Source organism: Methylobacter sp., from assembly GCF_036845245.1.
Lineage (GTDB): Bacteria > Pseudomonadota > Gammaproteobacteria > Methylococcales > Methylomonadaceae > Methylobacter_A.
Window position 1 is genome coordinate 40,808 of the sequence record NZ_DAIUEH010000013.1, and the last position, 18,095, is coordinate 58,902.

An 18,095-nucleotide genomic window follows, 5' to 3' on the forward strand; every position below is an offset into this window, starting at 1 on the left:
CGATAGAGAATTTCTTCCGGTGAAGATTTTAAAATTAAACGGTCGATCCTTTATTTACAATGACGTAGAAAAATACCGAATCCCAGACCCGATCAGCTTAAAGCGGCTTATGCTCGACAGTGATTACTTAAAACTCTTCCCATTCATCATTAGCAAGGGCCAACGGTTGAGTTTTCGATTTTGCAGCAACAGGTTTTGTTGACAAAGCAACGTCTTTCTTCAAGCGTATAATGGCAACACCGACTGCGCTTGATGAAGAAATGAAGGCAGAGTTAGTGCTGAGCATAGTATTCGCTTCCTGGTGTCTGTTTTCATTGATAGCTTGTGCAACTTTGCCTGCTTCGACATGAAATGCGGCGTGTTGCGAAATACATTCTGAAAAGCTATCCAGGTGACCAAGATGCAGCTTGGTATTACCGTGTAGCCATTTGCCAAAATCACAGCAATTATCTTTTGAAATAGTGGCGACATCCAGTTTCTCGTGATGAGATATAGCGGTACGGAATTTCACTTTCCATTCGGCGTGCTTACGCAATGCGGTATCAAGCTCCATGCTGATTCCTTGCACATTATGGATGCTTTTATTGTCCTGAACAGGAGCCGTGTGATTGCCTTTATAGGTTTCTATTTTTACCGGCACCGCTTTTTGTTCTTTCCGGTTAATAGCCCGATTTGATGAGCTACCATCCGTTTTAAAAACAGCTACCGTAGCCGAGAGATTTTGAGTCTGTTCTTCCATGGATTCTGCCGCAGCAGCAGCTTGTTCGACCAGTGCTGCATTTTGCTGGGTTACGTCATCCATTTGAGCTATCGCTAGATTGACTTGCGAAATGCCGGAGCTTTGTTCGACCGAGGCGGCTGAAATTTCTGACATGATAGCTGTAACGTGTTGAATAGAATTAACTATATCTTTCATTGTATGGCCGGCCTGGGTAACCAACTTACTGCCGTCTTCAACTTTTTCTACCGAATCGGCGATCAAACCTTTTATCTCACCTGCCGCGGCAGCTGCACGCTGGGCAAGATTACGCACTTCACTGGCGACAACAGCAAACCCTCGCCCCTGTTCGCCGGCGCGAGCGGCTTCTACCGCAGCGTTCAGGGCTAAAATATTAGTCTGGAAAGCGATGCCGTCTATGACCGAAATGATGTCGACAATTTTATTGGACGATGCATTGATTGACTCCATGGTCATAACCACTTTGCCAACTACGGCGACACCTTTATCCGCTGTTTCGGCAGCGCTCTTGGCTAGCTGGTTAGCCTGTTTGGCGTTTTCAGTATTGGCTTGTACTGTAGAAGTCAGCTCTTCCATGCTAGCAGCCGTTTCTTCAAGGCTGGCCGCCTGTTCTTCAGTGCGGTGCGACAAATCGTTATTGCCCGATGCAATTTCTTTAGCTGCGGTGTTGATAGTCTCTGCCGCTTCTTTAATTTCACTAACCAGACTTTTAAGATGCTCTCCTGTCAGGTTCATACTCGCAATCACTTCTCCGAAGGTGCCGGGGTAGTCTTTGTCGATAGTATGGGTCATATCGCCTTCAGCCATCGCGTTGGTAACACTCAATATATCTTTAAAGCCAACGTCGCATGTTTCTATCAGGGTATTAAAATCGGTCAGTATGTCTTTGAACATGAACTCGAATTTGGAGGTATCGGCGCGCTTGGAAAAATCACCTTTGGATCCGGCTTCAGCAAGTGCATCGATTTCACTGCTGACGTCAAAAAGGGCCTTTTTAACGTTATCGACAGCTTCTGTAATTTTGGCTTTGTCGCCGGGCAAGCGATCCATATCAAGACTGAAATCCCCTTTGGCATAGTGAGAGATAATGTTCACTACCTGCATTTTTATATCGATATGGGATTTAACCAGTGTATTGATATCGCGCGCCATTTTGCCGTAAGTACCGGGAAACCGGGTGGCATCCATCTCTTCCCAGATCCAGCCTTCTGCGTGTTTTTGCGACATAACATTTTGTGCGGCGACGAAAGCATTGATCGACGTTTGTATGGTTTTAATTGCATACAATAAGCTGCTGTTATCGCCTTCGTCCAGGTTGATATCCCGTTTAAAATTACCGTGGGCGATTTCCTTGGCAATGCTTTTTGCATAGAATGGATCTATACCCAATTGTTTGTAGAGATAATTGGCTAAGTAAAAAGCGATGCCCAGGCTCAGCGTTACCAGTAGAACAGATATCCCAATTAAAAGATGAGATGCGTGCTTTGTCGCGCTGCTTAGCTCAGTGGTCGTTTGCAGCTGTTTATTGATCGCACCGCTCTTAAAGTTTCGCATAAGTCCAGCCAAACTGAGCGACGTAGCATCGAAATCTTCCATGATGGTATTGCCCGCTTCAAGCCCCTGATGAATATATGCAGCGGCCATGAGCTTGCCCTGGGCGTAAAATTGGTCGAAAGCAACATCAAGCTTGGTCAACTCTTCCTTTTGTGACGCGGTGATGGACTCAAATGCGAGGATTTCCTTCATGCTTTTTTTAAAATCAGCGGCGGCGGCCTCGGCATCCTTGTAGCCTTCGGGATCATGAGTTGCTGAGACATCCGTTAAGAACTGCTGGACTTGTATCACATCAACTACCATGTTTTCTGCGGCTACAGCAAAAGGCATAATCGTATTGTTTAATTCCGCCGTATTTCGCTGAACCGTTGAGAACTGAAGCAAACTTACATAAATAATGACAGCCATCATCATAATGAGACTGCAAAATCCGAGCAGAATACGGTTTTTGAAACTTATGAAAATATTTTTAAACATTTGATAAGCAAGGTTTTTATTATTATATTAATACGAAGCAGCCGTTGTTTGGCTGATGTTATCCAGTAGGCAATTGCAATCTCTGAATAACAATCTGATACGGCTTACTGGAAGGTAGAAAATGGCAGCTATTGCCGACCTGTTGGAATACTAAATTCCAAATTAAATCATACGCAATGCATGGGTATTATGCAACGATAGGCGGCGCATTCAATTACAGCAAAAACCTGGACTAACCCTGTTAGCCAAGCATTAAACAAGGGGCGTTTTTTATAAGTAATTGTAAGTAAATAACTACGGTTTATTTTAGGGGGAATTTACGCGTTTTGATTTGAATGATGAAACGGAATAAATAATATGGAATAACCTATCAGCTGTTTTTTTGTTAAATCATATCGTCCATGCTCACGCGGATGAGCCGTATGCAATGAACATGGTCGGCTTTGAGATTATCTATTGTGAAAGAAATGTAAAGCCGGCCGTATAAATCATTTGAGTAATGCGCGTTAACAGCTAAAACTTGTATAGGATTATCTTCTTAGCGTAGCAAGCGGACTGGTTTTCTTTTCTATGTGCCCATCCGAATCCGGTTAAACGCAATTAAAAGTTTTAAAAAAAATTTCGGTCAGCGCATTATTAACTGCCGGTGTTTGCGTTCTGATTTTCTTCTTTAACTTCCGTCTTCCGTTCAACTATATTTCTATGCCATAGTCCGTTGCTTGAGAAGCACTCCCAGCCCCATTTGAGCCAGTTGAGTAATGATACCGCCAGCCATAGCGACCAAGCCAGCATCAATAACCGATAGACTATCAGCGGTACAGAGATCAGTGTCGCTATGGGTAAAGTCGCCGGACTTCTATCCTGATACCAGTTTAAGTTGTAGGCTGAAGACTGGTTGCCGATGATCTGCATATTGGGTGAGCCCAATAAACCCTGCTCGACCGCTAAAAACAACATACCTAGCGATGCTACGGTTAATCCGCCGATGATGACTTGCAGCGCATTAAAATAGCGTAAGCCGGAAGCCTGTTGCGCCTTGCGCCAACCTAACACCATCAACCAAGCAATGACAATGCCTGCCGATTGTAGGGGTATCTGGCTAAGTCCTATCAATAATAAAAACCATTGCCGGGCTTTTAACGGCGTAAGCTCGATTTTTCCCAGGCCTGGCGACAACATAAAAATAACAATCAGCACGCCCCAAAATAAAACCGCCGGCCCCAGCTTCGGCCCCAGCGCAAACAATACCCAGCGATCCTGGCCCAGGCCGATATTCAGGTTCGCATTGACGCTCGCCAGTCCCAAGTCAACCTTTGGGGTCGTCATGACGTTTGCTATGCCGGTCGCTTCATGCCAGCCGATTGATAGCTCCTGCTTGCCGGGGTTAATCGGCAAGGTAAGCTTTCTGCCTTCTTGCCTGATTGGCTGGGTCTGCCCATTGATCGCGACGGATTGTAATACGGCTTTTTCCGGCAGGATTAGCGTGTGCTGCGAACCTTGCGAACTTCTGAGGCTGATATTCAATTCAGCTTCCTGACTGCGTTGTCCCGGCTTGATGCTTAACCGGCTGTTGTCGATGGTTAACGTTTGTCCTTCTGCCGCCTCTGGTCTTGTTATTTGCAGACTGATTTTTTCGCCCGGCCAAGGATGCCATTCCGGCAGCCATTGCCCGTCGTTATTCAGGTGTATCATCGCGATGCCAGCCGTTTCAACATGCCAGATGGGGCTGATATCGGCTTTTAGCACTTCGATCCATTGCGCGGTTTCGGTCGCGACAACATCGATTTTTTCCGATTTTTCGAGCGTAGATTCCCATTGCAATGCGGTTTGCTGTGCAGGTAGATTAACCTCGGCTTTTCCTTCTTGAACCCGAATGCCCGTCGTCGTGACCGACTCACCCGGTAACAAAGGAACGGACAAAAACACGGCGGAATCTGCCAGTGAAACCCGGATGATTCGGGTGATCACCCGCCAGTCCAAGCCCAGTTGCAAGGTGCGTTCAATCCTGACAAACGCGGGCAGTGCACCGGGCTCCAGCGCGGTTTCACTTTGTTGTTCGGTCCGGTTAATGCGGCTAAATTGCAGCTGATCGTCTATCTCGCTATTTTCCTGAATGCCGATAACTTGCCAGCCGGTATTTTGAACGCTTACCCAATTCGGTTTTAACGGCAACGGCAGGGTGAATTTATTTAATAGGGGGACAGCTCCACCCAGCACAACCTGATGTTCGCCTTCATTCAGGTTAAGCCACAAACCGTTGTTATTGCGATAAAGTCCCTCTGCTGTTTTGCCGTCAACAACGACATGATTAGGAAACCATTGCTCATATTCAGCGGGTAAAGGAATGGCCACGGATTGTTGGGCATGAACCTGTAGCGCGATTGTCAATTCCTTGTCGGAAATCGTTATTTTCATCTGCGGAATTTGCGCGCAACTCGGCAGGCAGTCCGGCGGCAGCGGTTTTTCCAGCAGCTTGCTACGCAGCTCGTCCAGTACGGTTTTATCCGGAATATCGGCATAGACTTTTTGCGATGGCATGGACAGCATCGGCAACAGCAAAAACCAGAGTAGTAACGGTGTTGAAGACCGAAAACCTTTAAGCCTGAATTTTTCCGCAACGCCGAACATCAGCAAGGCCAGGGTCGCAACTAAAATTGTACGGATAAAGTTGAGCAGCATGGTCAGCGTCGGCGTTAAATACCATAAATGCAGTTGTTGCCCTGAATCGACCGAACCGTTCCAGGATAGCAATATTTTATTCCATTGCCATTGCGGTAGGCCGGGACCGGTCTGCACTTTGGCTTTAGGGTCGATGCGGTCAAAATCGCTTACTGTGTCCGAATAGCTATAAAACGATGAGGAATCGGATGGCATCGATTTTCTTAATGCCTTTCCTTTCATTTCACCGATCGCTTCAGAGGCTGGTGCCGGTGCATTCATTTCCGTCACCTGTCCTGCCATGTCACCGTATTGAGAGCCCGGCATATTGACCTCTTGCCAAGGTTTTTCAAGTTGCGGATACAGCCCGGTGCGCACCTGTTCCACCATAAAAGGCAACGTTGTCATAATGAGCGCGAGCCAGAAGGCATTGCGATACCAGCTCATGAATTTTAAAAACTTACCCTGCGGTAATACTTTGATCAAGGCTGTCGCGGCCAGGATATTCAGCCAGACGAAATGAGGCGAGTCCGGTTCATGCCAGATTAGCACCAGCGTTACCAAGGCGAGCAAGCCCCAATAAGGATTCCAAAGCCGGCCTGTTGCCAGCGCCGCAATCAAAACCAGGAACAAGTCCAGTAAGGTCCAGCGCGAAATCCAGCTGTCAGGCACATTATCCACGCCACTTGCCGCCAGCAAGCGCCAGCCCGGCGGCAGGTTCAGTTCGGCGCTGACATTATGAAAGTCCTGTTCCCAGCCTACCGCGCTGATTGAGCTAACGGCACCAACGGCGCGGCTGTCGGCATTCAGCGCTATCGTGCCGTTTCTGACTTCAATGCCTTGCTTGCCGGATTTATCCAGGGTAATAAATTGGTTGTTGCCGTTTAAAGTGACTTTGCCCAGTTGCGTTTGCGGCAAGTTATTAAGCCGCCAGCCGCTGGTCATTTTGCCGGTAATCGTGTCATTGACGGTATAGCCTTCGCCGTCGAAATCCAGCCATAGTTTTCTGGATAGATTGAGCTGGTTGGGTTCAGGTTCCGGGTCGCCCCGGCGTATGGTTTTAAAACCCATAGACTGGCCTTGGTTGATTTTATAAGCGGGGAGGTCTTTCCAGTCGTCAGGCAAATTGGTTTGGTTGGGATCTACGGCACTTAGCTGTTCGATTTCAACGACACGAAGTTGGGGACGGGCATCGAATACCCAGATTTCCGATTCCGGCCATTGGATTTTCTCATTCTCAAGTTCCGGCTTGGGAGAGAGCGGTAGCGTATTCAGTTCTTTGCTGTTTTTTGCCAATATGTCGACCTGCCAGTGGCCGGGACGCAACTGCATCAATAGCTGTCCGTCAGGTTCCAGTCGTGCAGGCAATGGGCTTTGCAAGCTCAGCGGGATAAATCCGTCCAAAATAGGCCGGGGTAATTTTACCTCGCGCTGCTCGCCGGAGACTTCCAGCACCAACCGGGTTAGAACCTGTGCGGGGACTTCATCGATGATTTTTCGAAATACCTGTATGTCCATGTTATTTTGGATGTTTTCCGGCTTATTTAAGCCGGTCTCGCTTGCTTTCAGCCACAGCTGCCCGTCTTTAATGGCCGGAACCGGTATTGCCGTTCCGTTAATCCGTAACTCAATCAGTCCGCTATCGTCGGGTATCTTTAAGTTATCAGGAATCGCAGTCCACAAGAATCCGCCTTTGATTTGGTGCTGTAAGCCCGCGGCCAGTTTAATCGAGGGAGTGCCGTTTCTATCCATAACCAGCGCGGCCTTGTTATCAACCGTCACATTGAGCGGCCAATGTTTTTTATCGCCCGGCAAGCTGATCCAACTGTCTTGGTATACCAGCCAACTGATCGAAAAAGCGCCTTTGTCGGGCGTTAAGTCCAGCTGCGTTTGCGTAGGCCAGCTACAGCGCTTTTCTTCATAGCTGTTGTAGATGAAGGGGCAGGTGGGTTCCGGGATATTATCCTGCAATACCCAGGCTATCCAGGGTTTGAGTGGTTCAGGCACCTGTTCAGGGGTTAACGGTTTTGCCTGGGCGGCCGATGCAAATACTACTGCGCTGAGAAATAGCCAAGCGAGACGGTTCATGATGCACTCCTGAATAGTTAACCCCGAAAGAGACGAATTTTTCTGTGTTCGAAGATGATGAGCCCTTATTAAGGACAATTATTTATGTGGAGCTACTCGTTAACTTACATTCCACTCAAGGTCTTTCATTGATCTCATATCAACAACCAGTGGATGAGCATCAACTGGTTTTAGCAATTGCCGAATTTTTTGTTGCACATCCGCAGGTTTTATCGCGCGTGGACGCAGCTTTGAATGTTTCTCCGGTTGCTCAAGATGTAAGACTACTCTTAACTTCCGTGAAACCGATACGGCTCGAGCTAGTGTTTAATTGCAAAAATTAGATGTTTTATTTTTCAAATTAAGTAATTGATATTTATAAATAAATTATCTGAAGAATACGATTCGAATTAATGCAATTAAGCACTAGCTGCTTTTCATCAGTATCGGTTGCATGGACTTTTGCTGGAATGATTGCCGCTAATGTATCAAAAACCTTGTGCGCGACTTCTTCTGACAAATCAGAAGGTTTTGTGCGGGAATTGACACGATAATCTTTAACCTCGATTAACCATGCTGTTTTATTTGGATCAAGAGCAAGTAAATCCAAAGACTTGATACCGTTCCACATTCGTGAGAACTGATTCCGATAAAATGACCAGTCATCGTATTTGCAGACCTGCCAATCATCAGGAAAATCAAAATTTAACCCATCCACGTTAAAACGCTGCATGATCAGTCGACCGCTAGAAAGCGGTCAGATTGTGCCAGTTCTTCGTCCAATGCAGCAATATCGCCTATGTCGTCTACTGTGGACCCTTGATCGATTCTAACGCCATCCTCAGTTTGATGAAGCCCGAAGAATTTTGTTTTAACTTTTTTACGTATTGGATCCGATAGCAATATTTCAAGCTCTCGAAGCAAGAAAAGGCTATGTGTAGCAATAAAAACTTGAATACCGGAATCGCACAAATCCAAAATGCTTTTTGCTACTTGTTTTATAAGTATAGGGTTGAGATTGGCTTCAGGTTCATCCCAGAACAGGTAGCCTTTGTCGAGTAGCGCCCCTGTTGCAATTAGTCGTGCAAGCATCCCTAATTTTCGCAAGCCCTCGGCAACCAAGGGCATTTCCATACGGCCATTACCATTTTTTAAATAGAAACGTCCGTTCTTATCGAGTTCTATTGTTCCGCCCATTGCTGTTTCTAAAGGTCCAAGAAATTCGCGGATTCGTTTTTCCTTGGGACCTCTTTGTACTAATGCTCCAAGCAAAAGACAGGTATCCCGCCACGTTTCTTCAAACTCAAGATAGTGTCCTTCGTAAACCGGAATGAAGTTAGGATATATGGTCAGCAATTCACGTGTTGGCAGATACACTGGGGACACATCTATCCAAGTTTCCGGCAACGTTTCAATATTGACCTCGGATTTACTGTTGGTGGCAAAACTGAATGCGATGTTCCATTCAGTTTGCTCAAAGATTAAGCGAATATCGCAACGCTCACGTCCTTGTTTTCGTTTCACTAGGCGACCTAGCGATTCTGGGCGAAAGATATTGACCAGTTTATCAGCCAGTCGTATTTGTAAAAACGATTTAGTGGGTAATGACCATGCAGGAATTAGTCCCTTCGGCTTACGCTGTTCTTCCGAACTCACCGCCAGTACAGAATAAATCATCTTAAGTAGATGTGTCTTACCTGCACCGTTTTCGCCGATAATCACATTTAAATGCTGCCCGAATTCAAGGTCTGCTTCTGAAAAGACAGTCAGGTTTTTGAGGGTCATCCGCTTCAGCATTGTTGTTTCTCCATAGGAATCAACGCAGTATTAACCGTTTGTTGCTCTCAATCAGGAGGTGAAGTACCAAAGTCACCGCTCCAAAAAATTCCTCAACATATCATGCCCATGCTCAGTCAGGATCGACTCGGGATGAAATTGCACGCCCTCAATATCCAGCTGCTTGTGCCTTACGCCCATGATTTCATCGAGTTTGCCTGCTTCATCCTGTGTCCAGGCAGTGATTTCCAGACAGTCGGGAATGCTCTCCTGCTCAATGACCAGCGAATGATAGCGAGTGGCGGTAAACGGATTATTCAGTCCTTTGAACACGCCTTGATTATGATGATAAACCAGCGAAGTTTTACCGTGCATGATGCTTTTGGCGTGGATGATATGGCCGCCGAACGCATAGCCGATGCTTTGATGGCCCAGGCAAACACCCAGGATAGGAGTTTTTCCGGCAAATTTTAAAATGGCTTCAACGGATATGCCTGCTTCTTTGGGTGTACAGGGGCCGGGAGAAACCACCAGTTTATCGGGCGCCAGTTTTTCTACGTCTTCTACGCTCACCTGATCGTTACGCACGACGGTGACATCGGCGCCTAATTCGCCCAAATATTGCACCAGGTTGTAGGTGAACGAATCGTAATTATCGATCATGACGACTTTGACTGCGCTCATGATTGTTCCCCTTCCAAGCCTGCTTCGGCCATACTCACAGCGCGGAAAATGGCTCGGCCTTTATTCATGGTTTCATCCCATTCGTTGGTAGGTACGGAATCATAAACGATACCGGCACCGGCTTGTATATGTAACATATTGTCTTTGATGACGGCGGTTCTGATTGCGATTGCAGTATCCAGGTTGCCAGACCAAGCTATGTAGCCGACTGCGCCCGCATAAACGCCGCGTTTAACGGGTTCGAGTTCGTCGATAATTTCCATCGCGCGTATTTTGGGTGCGCCGCTGACGGTACCTGCGGGGAAAGTTGCCGACAGCACATCAAACGCGTTGTCGCCTTGCTGCAACTGTCCGGTGACGTTGGAGACGATGTGCATCACATGCGAATAGCGTTCGACAATCATTTTATCGGTTAACTGCACGGTGCCGGTTTCCGCGACCCGGCCGACATCGTTGCGGCCCAAGTCTATCAGCATTAGATGCTCGGCCAATTCTTTGGGATCGGCCAGCAGGTCTTTTTCCAATTCAAGATCCTGCTCCGGCGTTGCACCGCGCCGACGGGTGCCGGCAATCGGGCGGACGGTGACCATGTTATCTTCCAGCCTGACCAGGATTTCCGGCGACGAGCCGACGATATGGAAATCGTCCAGGTTCAGGTAAAACATATACGGAGAAGGATTCAGGCAGCGCAAAGCCCGGTATAAGTTAAGCGGCGAAGCGGTGTACGGGATGGACATGCGTTGCGATAACACTACCTGCATGATGTCGCCGTCGGTGATGTATTCTTTGGCTTTCAATACCGCATCTTCAAAGCCCTGCTGGGTAAAGCCCGAGATAAAATCGGATTCCTCTACCTGTTTGGGTGCATGATGATTTTTCGGCTTGGCTTGCAGCTCGCGCAGTTTGACGGCCAAATCGTTCACCCGTGCCACTGCACGGTTATAGGCGTCAGGTTCTTCAGGATTGGCGTGAGTCAGCAGCAGCATCTTGCCGGACAGGTTATCGAATACCAGCATTTCTTCCGACACCATCAGCAGTATGTCGGGATTACCCAACGGATCGGATTTTTTCTTGCCACGCAACTTCGGCTCGATATAACCGATGGTTTCATAGCCGAAATAGCCGACCAAGCCGCCGTTAAAACGGGGCAGGGTATCAATGTCGGGCACATTGTATCGTTCTTTAAACTGCTCTATCCAGATCAGCGGATTATCGTGCGTGAGCGTTTCCAGCAGTTCGCCGTTTTGTTCCAGGCGGATTTGATTGCCGGTAATTTTAACGATGGTAAGACAAGGCAGGCCGATGATCGAATAACGCCCCCACTGCTCGCCTCCGTGTACCGATTCAAACAAATAGGAATAAGCGCCATCCGCCAGTTTCAGGTAAGCGCTTAACGGCGTATCCAAATCGGCCAGCACTTCGCGGCAAATCGGGATGCGGTTGTAGCCCTGCCGGGCATAGTGATTGAATTGTTCTGGGGTCATGTTTGTTATTCAGCTGTATAGAGTTCGGCAAGTGAGGCCGATTTTAAAATAAAGAGCTATCATCAGGATGAGTATTGCGCTTTCTAAGCGAATCAAGGTCAAAATTGAGATTGACCTTACCTCTATAAAATTTTAGCTCTGCAACTTTATTTTTATTAATTAACTCTTGTATCGCCAATACAATAACTTTAGTTTTTGTTTTAGTGTTAATAAATTGCATGGCTTGTGGAACTCTTCGATTGGATAAAGCGTTGTTTTCATTTTTGTAGCTCTTTTGTTAGCCATTTTTTATAACACTAAAGAATGAACGCGTAGGGTGGGTTCGCCGCCTGCAATTACCGGTGCGAAACCGCCTTACGTCGTATTGTTAGCCTTTAAACGGCTTTAGCCAATTCGGCACGCATTTCGTCAATTACCGTTTTATAATCCGGTTGGTTGAAAATCGCTGAACCCGCCACGAAAGTATCGGCGCCGGCCGCTTTAATTTCACGGATATTATCGACTTTAACGCCGCCGTCGATTTCCAGACGAATATTCAAGCCGCTGTCGTCGATTCTTTTCCTGACTTCGCGTAATTTACCCAGCGATGAAGGAATAAAGGACTGGCCGCCAAAGCCGGGGTTAACCGACATCAACAAAATCATATCCAGTTTATCCATCACATAATCCAGGTAATGCAACGGTGTGCCCGGGTTAAATACCAGTCCGGCCTTGCAGCCGGAATCTTTAATCAATTGCAGGGTGCGGTCGATATGGATGGAGGCTTCGGGATGGAAAGTAATAATACTGGCGCCTGCTTTGGCAAAGTCAGGAATAAGACGATCGACAGGTTCAACCATTAAATGCACATCAATCGGTGCGGTAACGCCGTGTTTTCTCAGCGCTTCGCAAACCAAAGGCCCGATGGTCAGGTTGGGCACGAAATGGTTATCCATCACATCAAAATGCACAACATCGGCGCCCGCTTTTAAAACATTATCAACTTCTTCGCCTAATTTGGCGAAATTGGCTGACAGGATGGAGGGAGCAATCCAGTTTTCGTTCATTTTATGATCCTCTTGATTTAAAAAATTATTAATTATATCTTTTTTTTTGCACAAGCTCTTGGGTTTACGCTTGCGTTTATAATAGCTTTACTTGAAATTCTACGGATAAGCTTAGCTGATGAAACTGGTAACTTTTACTCATAATCACGAAACCCGTGTAGGCGCAGTCGTTGATGGCTTTGTCGTTGACGGCAAAAATAATACTAGAATCCCGGCAACCATGCTCGAATTTCTGAGTGCAGGTTCCGGGGTGCTGGATGTGATGCAGCGGCAAATCGACAGCGGCAACGATCGTATCGCTCTGGATCAGGTCAAGTTGCTGGCGCCGGTGCCAAGACCCGGCAAATATTTAGGCGTCAGCCTGAACTATAACGACCATATTGAAGAAACCGGACTGGACAAGCCGGAATATCCCAGCTTTTTTACCAAGCAAGGCACCTGCGTGATCGGGCCTGGCGATGCGATACACCGGCCTAAAGTCTCCGACAAGCTGGATTATGAAGGCGAGCTGGCGTTTGTTATCGGCACCCGCTGCCGTCATGTGCCTGTCGATAAGGCTCATCAAGTCATTGCCGGATTTACCATTGCCAATGATGTTTCGGTACGGGACTGGCAGTTCCGTTCGCCGACCTTCACGCTGGGTAAATCATTCGATACCCATGGTCCGCTGGGGCCGTGGATCGTTACTGCCGATGAAATCAGCGATCCGCATAACCTGAATCTTAAAACCTGGATTGATGACGAGTTACGGCAAAACTCCAATACCCGACACATGATTTTTAACTGCTATGAAATGATCGCCTATTTATCGCAAGCGATGACGCTGGAGCCCGGCGATGTGATCAGCACCGGTACGCCGGGCGGGGTCGGCGTAAAAATGAAACCGCGCGGGTATATGTTGCCGGGGCAAACCGCCCGGATTGAAATTGAAAGTATAGGGACTCTGGTTAATCCGGTTATTGAGGAGCCGGATGATCTGGTTATTTATTAACTGATATTGCGTTACGGATTGTGCACGAAAAGCGCGAAAGACACGAAATAAGCGAGTACATTAATTGTTTAAGTCATCCATTCTTGGGGTGACGAACTACCGTCCGGCATTTTTTAGAATATTTTCGTGCTTTTTGTGGCTTTCGTGGATTACGCAATTTTCTAGGTTCAAGCGCTTTTCTTGATAGTAAAAAAACTTAACTTGCCAACATTTTTTTTAATTACAGCCCTGGCCGGTAAGGTAAATATAACCGTCACTTTCAAGCCGCCGAATTCGGATTCGTCCAGGACAAGCTCGGCATCATGTATCGTTGCAATGCGTTGCACGATTGAAAATCCCAAGCCGGTACCCTGTACTTTATTGGCGGTTTCAACACAACGATGAAATCGTTTTAGCGAGTTTTCATATTGATCGGGTGCTATGCCCGGCCCGGAGTCTTCAATGCATAGCTTTAATTGATGTTCGGTTCCTGTCAGGCTAATTCTTACGATTCCTTGAGCCGGTGTATATTTGATCGCGTTGTCGATAATGTTCCTGACCAAAATATTGATCAGCAGGGTGTTTGCCACGATGGGGACCGCATTAGCTTCATCGTATTCCATATGAATCCGTTTTTTATGGGCCTCCGGATCCAGCTCCGCAATAATTCGCATCACTTCACGATTGAGCACTGTCGTTTCTTTGGCTAAATACTCAGTGCCGGATTCGATACGCGAGAAGGTCAATAATTGCTGCACCATATAAGTCATGCGGTTAACGGCTTGCTCAATTCGTTTGAGCGCCTGATGGCGAACCGATTCATCGCCGGTGCGCATCGCAACCTGAGCCTGGGTCAGTAAGCCTGCCAACGGTGTTCTTAATTCGTGCGAAGCATCGGCGGTAAATCGGCGCTCGTGTTCAAAGGCCTGTTCAAGCTGGGCGAACAGGTTGTTGATTTCATTGACCACGGGGATGATTTCTTTAGGAAGCTTTTTACTGGATAGCGGCTTAAGAAAGCTGGCTTCCCGTCTGGACAAGGCTATTTCCAATCGATTAAGCGGTTTTAACGCATGCCCGACAATAATCCAGATCACGATGCCTAAAATCGGCAAGCCGACCAGAAATTGCATAACCAGTTGCGCCGATATTTCATCGGTTAATTCGGCGCGAATTTCTTCTTTTTGGCCGACATGAATAATATATTCGCCATTTGAGCTGGAAATACTGAACACATGCCACACATGTTCATCGATATTGGTTTCACTGAAGCCGTTAGCTGCCGAGGAAAAGGCAAATGTCGGCGCGCTTTCCGAACGCAGCAATAAGCCGTCGTTCTTGGACCACAATTGGAAAGCGACTTTTCGTTCATATTTATGACCTAAAGCATTGGCTTCCAGAAGCCCGTCAAAGACATCCCATAATTGGTCATCAATATTTTTTTTGCTGAATCCGTGTACCGCAAACTCAGGTGAGTTTTCCGAACGCAGTAATAAGCTGTCCCCTTTAGCCCAGAGCTGAAAGGCGCTTTTATTTTTACGCCCGGTGTAAGGATGTAAGCGTTCGTCAGTCTGCGTTTGCGCCCAATGCTTGGATAACGAGCCTTCCCGCACCAGGCTTTCGACAAATACATGCAGTACTTTTGCCGATTGCGCCAATTCCGCATCAAACAGGCTGGCAACTTCGTCCCGGGTGACTTTATAGCTCATATAAGCCGTCACTCCCCAGATCAACATGGATGCGGAAAGCAGGCTAAACAATAACAGTTGGCGTAGCGAATAATTCATTAATCTTCATCAATAATATAACCCACACCCCTGACGGTGCGGATAATGGACGGTTCGAGCTTTTTTCTAAGATGGTGTATATGAACCTCGACGGTATTGCTTTCTACATCCGAATCCCATGAGTACATGCTTTCTTCAAGTCGGGCGCGGGAAATAACCCGGCCGATATTACTCATTAAAAAACTCAGTATTTCAAATTCTTTTTGCGACAAATCAACCTTTTCATCGTTCCAGGTCACTTGATGCGAGGCCGGGTCCAGAATAATGCCTTTATATTCAATATTGGGAGCGCTGCGTCCTTCGTTTCTTCTAGCCAATGCTCGTAACCGGGCGCACACTTCGTCCAGTTCAAACGGTTTAATTACAAAATCATCGGCACCGCTATCCAAACCCATGACGCGATCCGGAACGGTATCCTTGGCGGTCAAGACCATCACCGGCGTTTCATCTTTACGTCCTCTTAACGCTTTCAGGATATCCAGGCCTTCCATGTCCGGCAAGTTCAGGTCCAGCACGATCAGCTCGTAGCAATTGATTTTTAGAGCCTCGTCGGCAAGCTTACCGTTGGTTAGCCAGTCAACCGCATACCCTTCCATTTTTAAACCCTCGACCAGTCCATCGCCTAATATTTCATCGTCTTCAACCAGTAACAGTCGCATATGTTCTCGCTTTAAATCGTAGTTAATTATCAACAAAAAAGTATAAGCGTAATCAAGCAAAGTTAAGCTCTACTTAAAGTTCCATGGTGATTTGAAATCGACATGGAGTCTTATTCATCAGCGGTCCACGTGTTAAACTGAAAGCTATCTTAAACTATATAGCAAAAAATCTCTTGCCGCCGCTTAGTCTCTATATTCATATTCCCTGGTGTATTAAAAAATGTCCTTATTGCGATTTTAATTCACACGCCGTTAAAGCCGAACTGCCTGAATCGGCCTATATAGCTGCATTGCTCGATGATTTAGCCTTCGACATACAACGCTTTAATATCACCAGGCCGATAAGCAGCATTTTTATCGGTGGCGGTACGCCCAGCTTGTTTTCGCCTGAAGCGATTAATCGGTTGCTACGCGGTATAGAACAGCAGCTGAAGCTTGAAGAGGGGGTGGAAATTACTCTCGAAGCCAATCCAGGCACTTTTGAAAGCCATAAATTTGCTGAGTTCAGGGCGCTTGGCATCAATCGCTTATCGATTGGCATACAAAGCTTTAACGACCTCTTGTTAAAAAAACTGGGTCGGGTTCATTCGGCGCAAGAGGCCATTCATGCCGCCGAGATTGCCCACCAGTCAGGTTTCGACAATTTCAACCTGGATTTGATGTTCGGTTTGCCGGGCGCAAATCCTGAAAACAGTAGAATAGACATAGAAACGGCGATAAGCCTCAAGCCTACTCATATTTCCTTTTACCAGCTAACGTTGGAGCCTAACACTTGGTTTCATAAATTTCCGCCCAAATTGCCCGATGATGAAACAATCTTCAGTACGCAAAAACAGTGTCAGCAAATATTGGCAGATCACGGTTATCAGCAATATGAGGTCTCGGCCTATAGTAAACAAGGCCTGCAATGCCGGCATAATGTAAATTATTGGCGGTTTGGCGATTATTTGGGCATAGGTGCGGGCGCTCACGGGAAAATCAGCCAAACTTTGCCGCACTCTATTATTCGCAGTTTTAAGCCCAAAAAACCGGAACAATATTTAACCAACACGCATCAAAACGGTGGAGCCGACGTTATTGCTGTAGCGGAGTTGCCGTTGGAATTTATCATGAATCATTTACGCCTGAAGCAGGGTTTTAGCCTGGATGCTTACCAGGCAGCAACAGGTCTTGCTCCTACTACGCTGGAGCCCGCGCTATCCGCTTGTGTGAAACAAAATTTGCTTATCCGGCAAAACAATCACTATTATTGTTCAGAACAAGGCTGGAATTTTCTGGATAATATTTTAGAGAACTTCATTCCTTAATCCCTGCAAACATACTATTCATAATTCATCATGCTTGATTATCAAAAAGACTTTATTTCCTATGCACTAAATTGCGGCGTTCTCAAATTCGGCGAATTCCAGTTGAAATCAGGCCGCATCAGTCCTTATTTTTTCAACACCGGTTTATTCAATACCGGCGCCCAGTTGGGTAAACTGGGTCAGTTCTATGCACAGGCATTGATTCAATCCGAACTTAAACCGGATATTCTTTATGGTCCTGCGTATAAAGGTATCCCACTGGTAAGCGCTACATCAATTGCGTATGCCCGCTTAACCGGTGAAGATATTCCGTTCGCGTTCAACCGCAAAGAAGCAAAAGATCATGGCGAGGGCGGCAGTTTGGTAGGAGCTCCGCTACAGGGCTCGGTACTTATTCTTGATGATGTAATTACTGCCGGTACTTCGGTCAGGGAATCCGTCGACATCATAAAAAATGCGCATGCGACACCGGCAGGCGTATTAATCGCTCTGGACAGGCAGGAAAAAGGCCAAAATGACGTTTCCGCTATTTCGGAAGTTAAAGAGCAATTTGCAATGCCGGTGATTGCAATTATTACCTTGGCAAATATCATTGAATATTTAACAGATGATGCTGACGCAGAAGCGTTGCATGACAGCTCTTTGCTCAACGAAATAAAAGCCTATCAGCAGCGTTACGGTATTTAAAAACACTCAAGCTTGGTTAGATAAACACCTTAAGCTAACAGTTCTTAATATATAGACTACAATTACCCAAAAAATTATCGTCATCCGGCGACTGCATGGGCAGATTCGCTCCTCGGTAATGACTCCTGCATCAATCGATTAGACGCTATCCATGGCGTTATGCAGGAGTACAAACCGATAATTTCGACTAACTTATAAAATCA

General features: G+C 46.6%; 13 protein-coding genes. 3 read left to right on the forward strand and 10 right to left on the reverse strand.

Annotation, left to right across the window (positions count from 1 at the left end; translation table 11 throughout):
* Positions 1-127 precede the first annotated feature (127 nt).
* From V7051_RS07710 to rpe, 8 genes are all read right to left on the reverse strand, one after another.
* Positions 128-2,770 carry a methyl-accepting chemotaxis protein gene (locus tag V7051_RS07710; protein ID WP_333874382.1) on the reverse strand — a complete coding sequence of 881 codons (2,643 nt, stop codon included), beginning with the start codon at positions 2,768-2,770 and terminating at the stop codon, positions 128-130.
* A 636-nt stretch (positions 2,771-3,406) separates the two neighbouring features.
* A complete protein-coding gene (locus V7051_RS07715; RefSeq protein ID WP_333874381.1) occupies positions 3,407-7,516 on the reverse strand; it encodes a hypothetical protein in 4,110 nt (1,369 codons plus the stop codon).
* Positions 7,517-7,871: 355 nt separating this feature from the next.
* Complete coding sequence (locus tag V7051_RS07720; protein WP_333874379.1) at positions 7,872-8,228, reverse strand: hypothetical protein; 357 nt, start codon at positions 8,226-8,228, stop codon at positions 7,872-7,874.
* 2 nt (positions 8,229-8,230) lie between these two features.
* A complete protein-coding gene (locus V7051_RS07725; protein ID WP_333874378.1) occupies positions 8,231-9,292 on the reverse strand; it encodes an AAA family ATPase in 1,062 nt (353 codons plus the stop codon).
* 72 nt (positions 9,293-9,364) lie between these two features.
* Positions 9,365-9,955 (reverse strand): anthranilate synthase component II, encoded by a 591-nt coding sequence (locus V7051_RS07730; RefSeq protein WP_333874377.1) that lies wholly within the window; start codon positions 9,953-9,955, stop codon positions 9,365-9,367.
* Entirely contained in the window at positions 9,952-11,439 is a 1,488-nt protein-coding gene (trpE, locus tag V7051_RS07735; RefSeq protein WP_333874376.1) for an anthranilate synthase component I, read from the reverse strand. The genes V7051_RS07730 and trpE overlap by 4 nt, the downstream gene beginning before the upstream one ends.
* 43 nt (positions 11,440-11,482) lie before the next feature.
* A complete protein-coding gene (locus V7051_RS07740) occupies positions 11,483-11,659 on the reverse strand; it encodes a hypothetical protein (protein ID WP_333874375.1) in 177 nt (58 codons plus the stop codon).
* A 154-nt stretch (positions 11,660-11,813) separates the two neighbouring features.
* Complete coding sequence (rpe, locus tag V7051_RS07745) at positions 11,814-12,485, reverse strand: ribulose-phosphate 3-epimerase (RefSeq protein ID WP_333874374.1); 672 nt, start codon at positions 12,483-12,485, stop codon at positions 11,814-11,816.
* A gap of 118 nt (positions 12,486-12,603) precedes the next feature.
* Here rpe and V7051_RS07750 point away from each other — a divergent pair, with 118 nt between their 5' ends.
* Positions 12,604-13,476 carry a fumarylacetoacetate hydrolase family protein gene (locus V7051_RS07750; protein ID WP_333874373.1) on the forward strand — a complete coding sequence of 291 codons (873 nt, stop codon included), beginning with the start codon at positions 12,604-12,606 and terminating at the stop codon, positions 13,474-13,476.
* A gap of 167 nt (positions 13,477-13,643) precedes the next feature.
* Here the strand turns inward: V7051_RS07750 and V7051_RS07755 are convergent, their stop codons facing one another.
* Entirely contained in the window at positions 13,644-15,239 is a 1,596-nt protein-coding gene (locus V7051_RS07755) for an ATP-binding protein (RefSeq protein ID WP_333874372.1), read from the reverse strand.
* The gene (locus tag V7051_RS07760; RefSeq protein WP_333874371.1) at positions 15,239-15,898 is read right to left on the reverse strand and encodes a response regulator; all 660 of its coding nucleotides are present in this window, start codon (positions 15,896-15,898) and stop codon (positions 15,239-15,241) included. Before V7051_RS07760 ends, V7051_RS07755 begins: the two co-directional genes overlap by 1 nt.
* 173 nt (positions 15,899-16,071) lie before the next feature.
* On the opposite strand from V7051_RS07760, the gene hemW reads away from it, so the two are divergent.
* Both hemW and pyrE read left to right on the forward strand, forming a co-directional pair.
* Positions 16,072-17,205, forward strand: coding sequence for a radical SAM family heme chaperone HemW (hemW, locus tag V7051_RS07765; protein ID WP_333874370.1), 1,134 nt, complete (start codon positions 16,072-16,074; stop codon positions 17,203-17,205).
* A 30-nt stretch (positions 17,206-17,235) separates the two neighbouring features.
* Complete coding sequence (gene pyrE / locus V7051_RS07770; RefSeq protein WP_333874369.1) at positions 17,236-17,892, forward strand: orotate phosphoribosyltransferase; 657 nt, start codon at positions 17,236-17,238, stop codon at positions 17,890-17,892.
* Positions 17,893-18,095 lie beyond the last annotated feature (203 nt).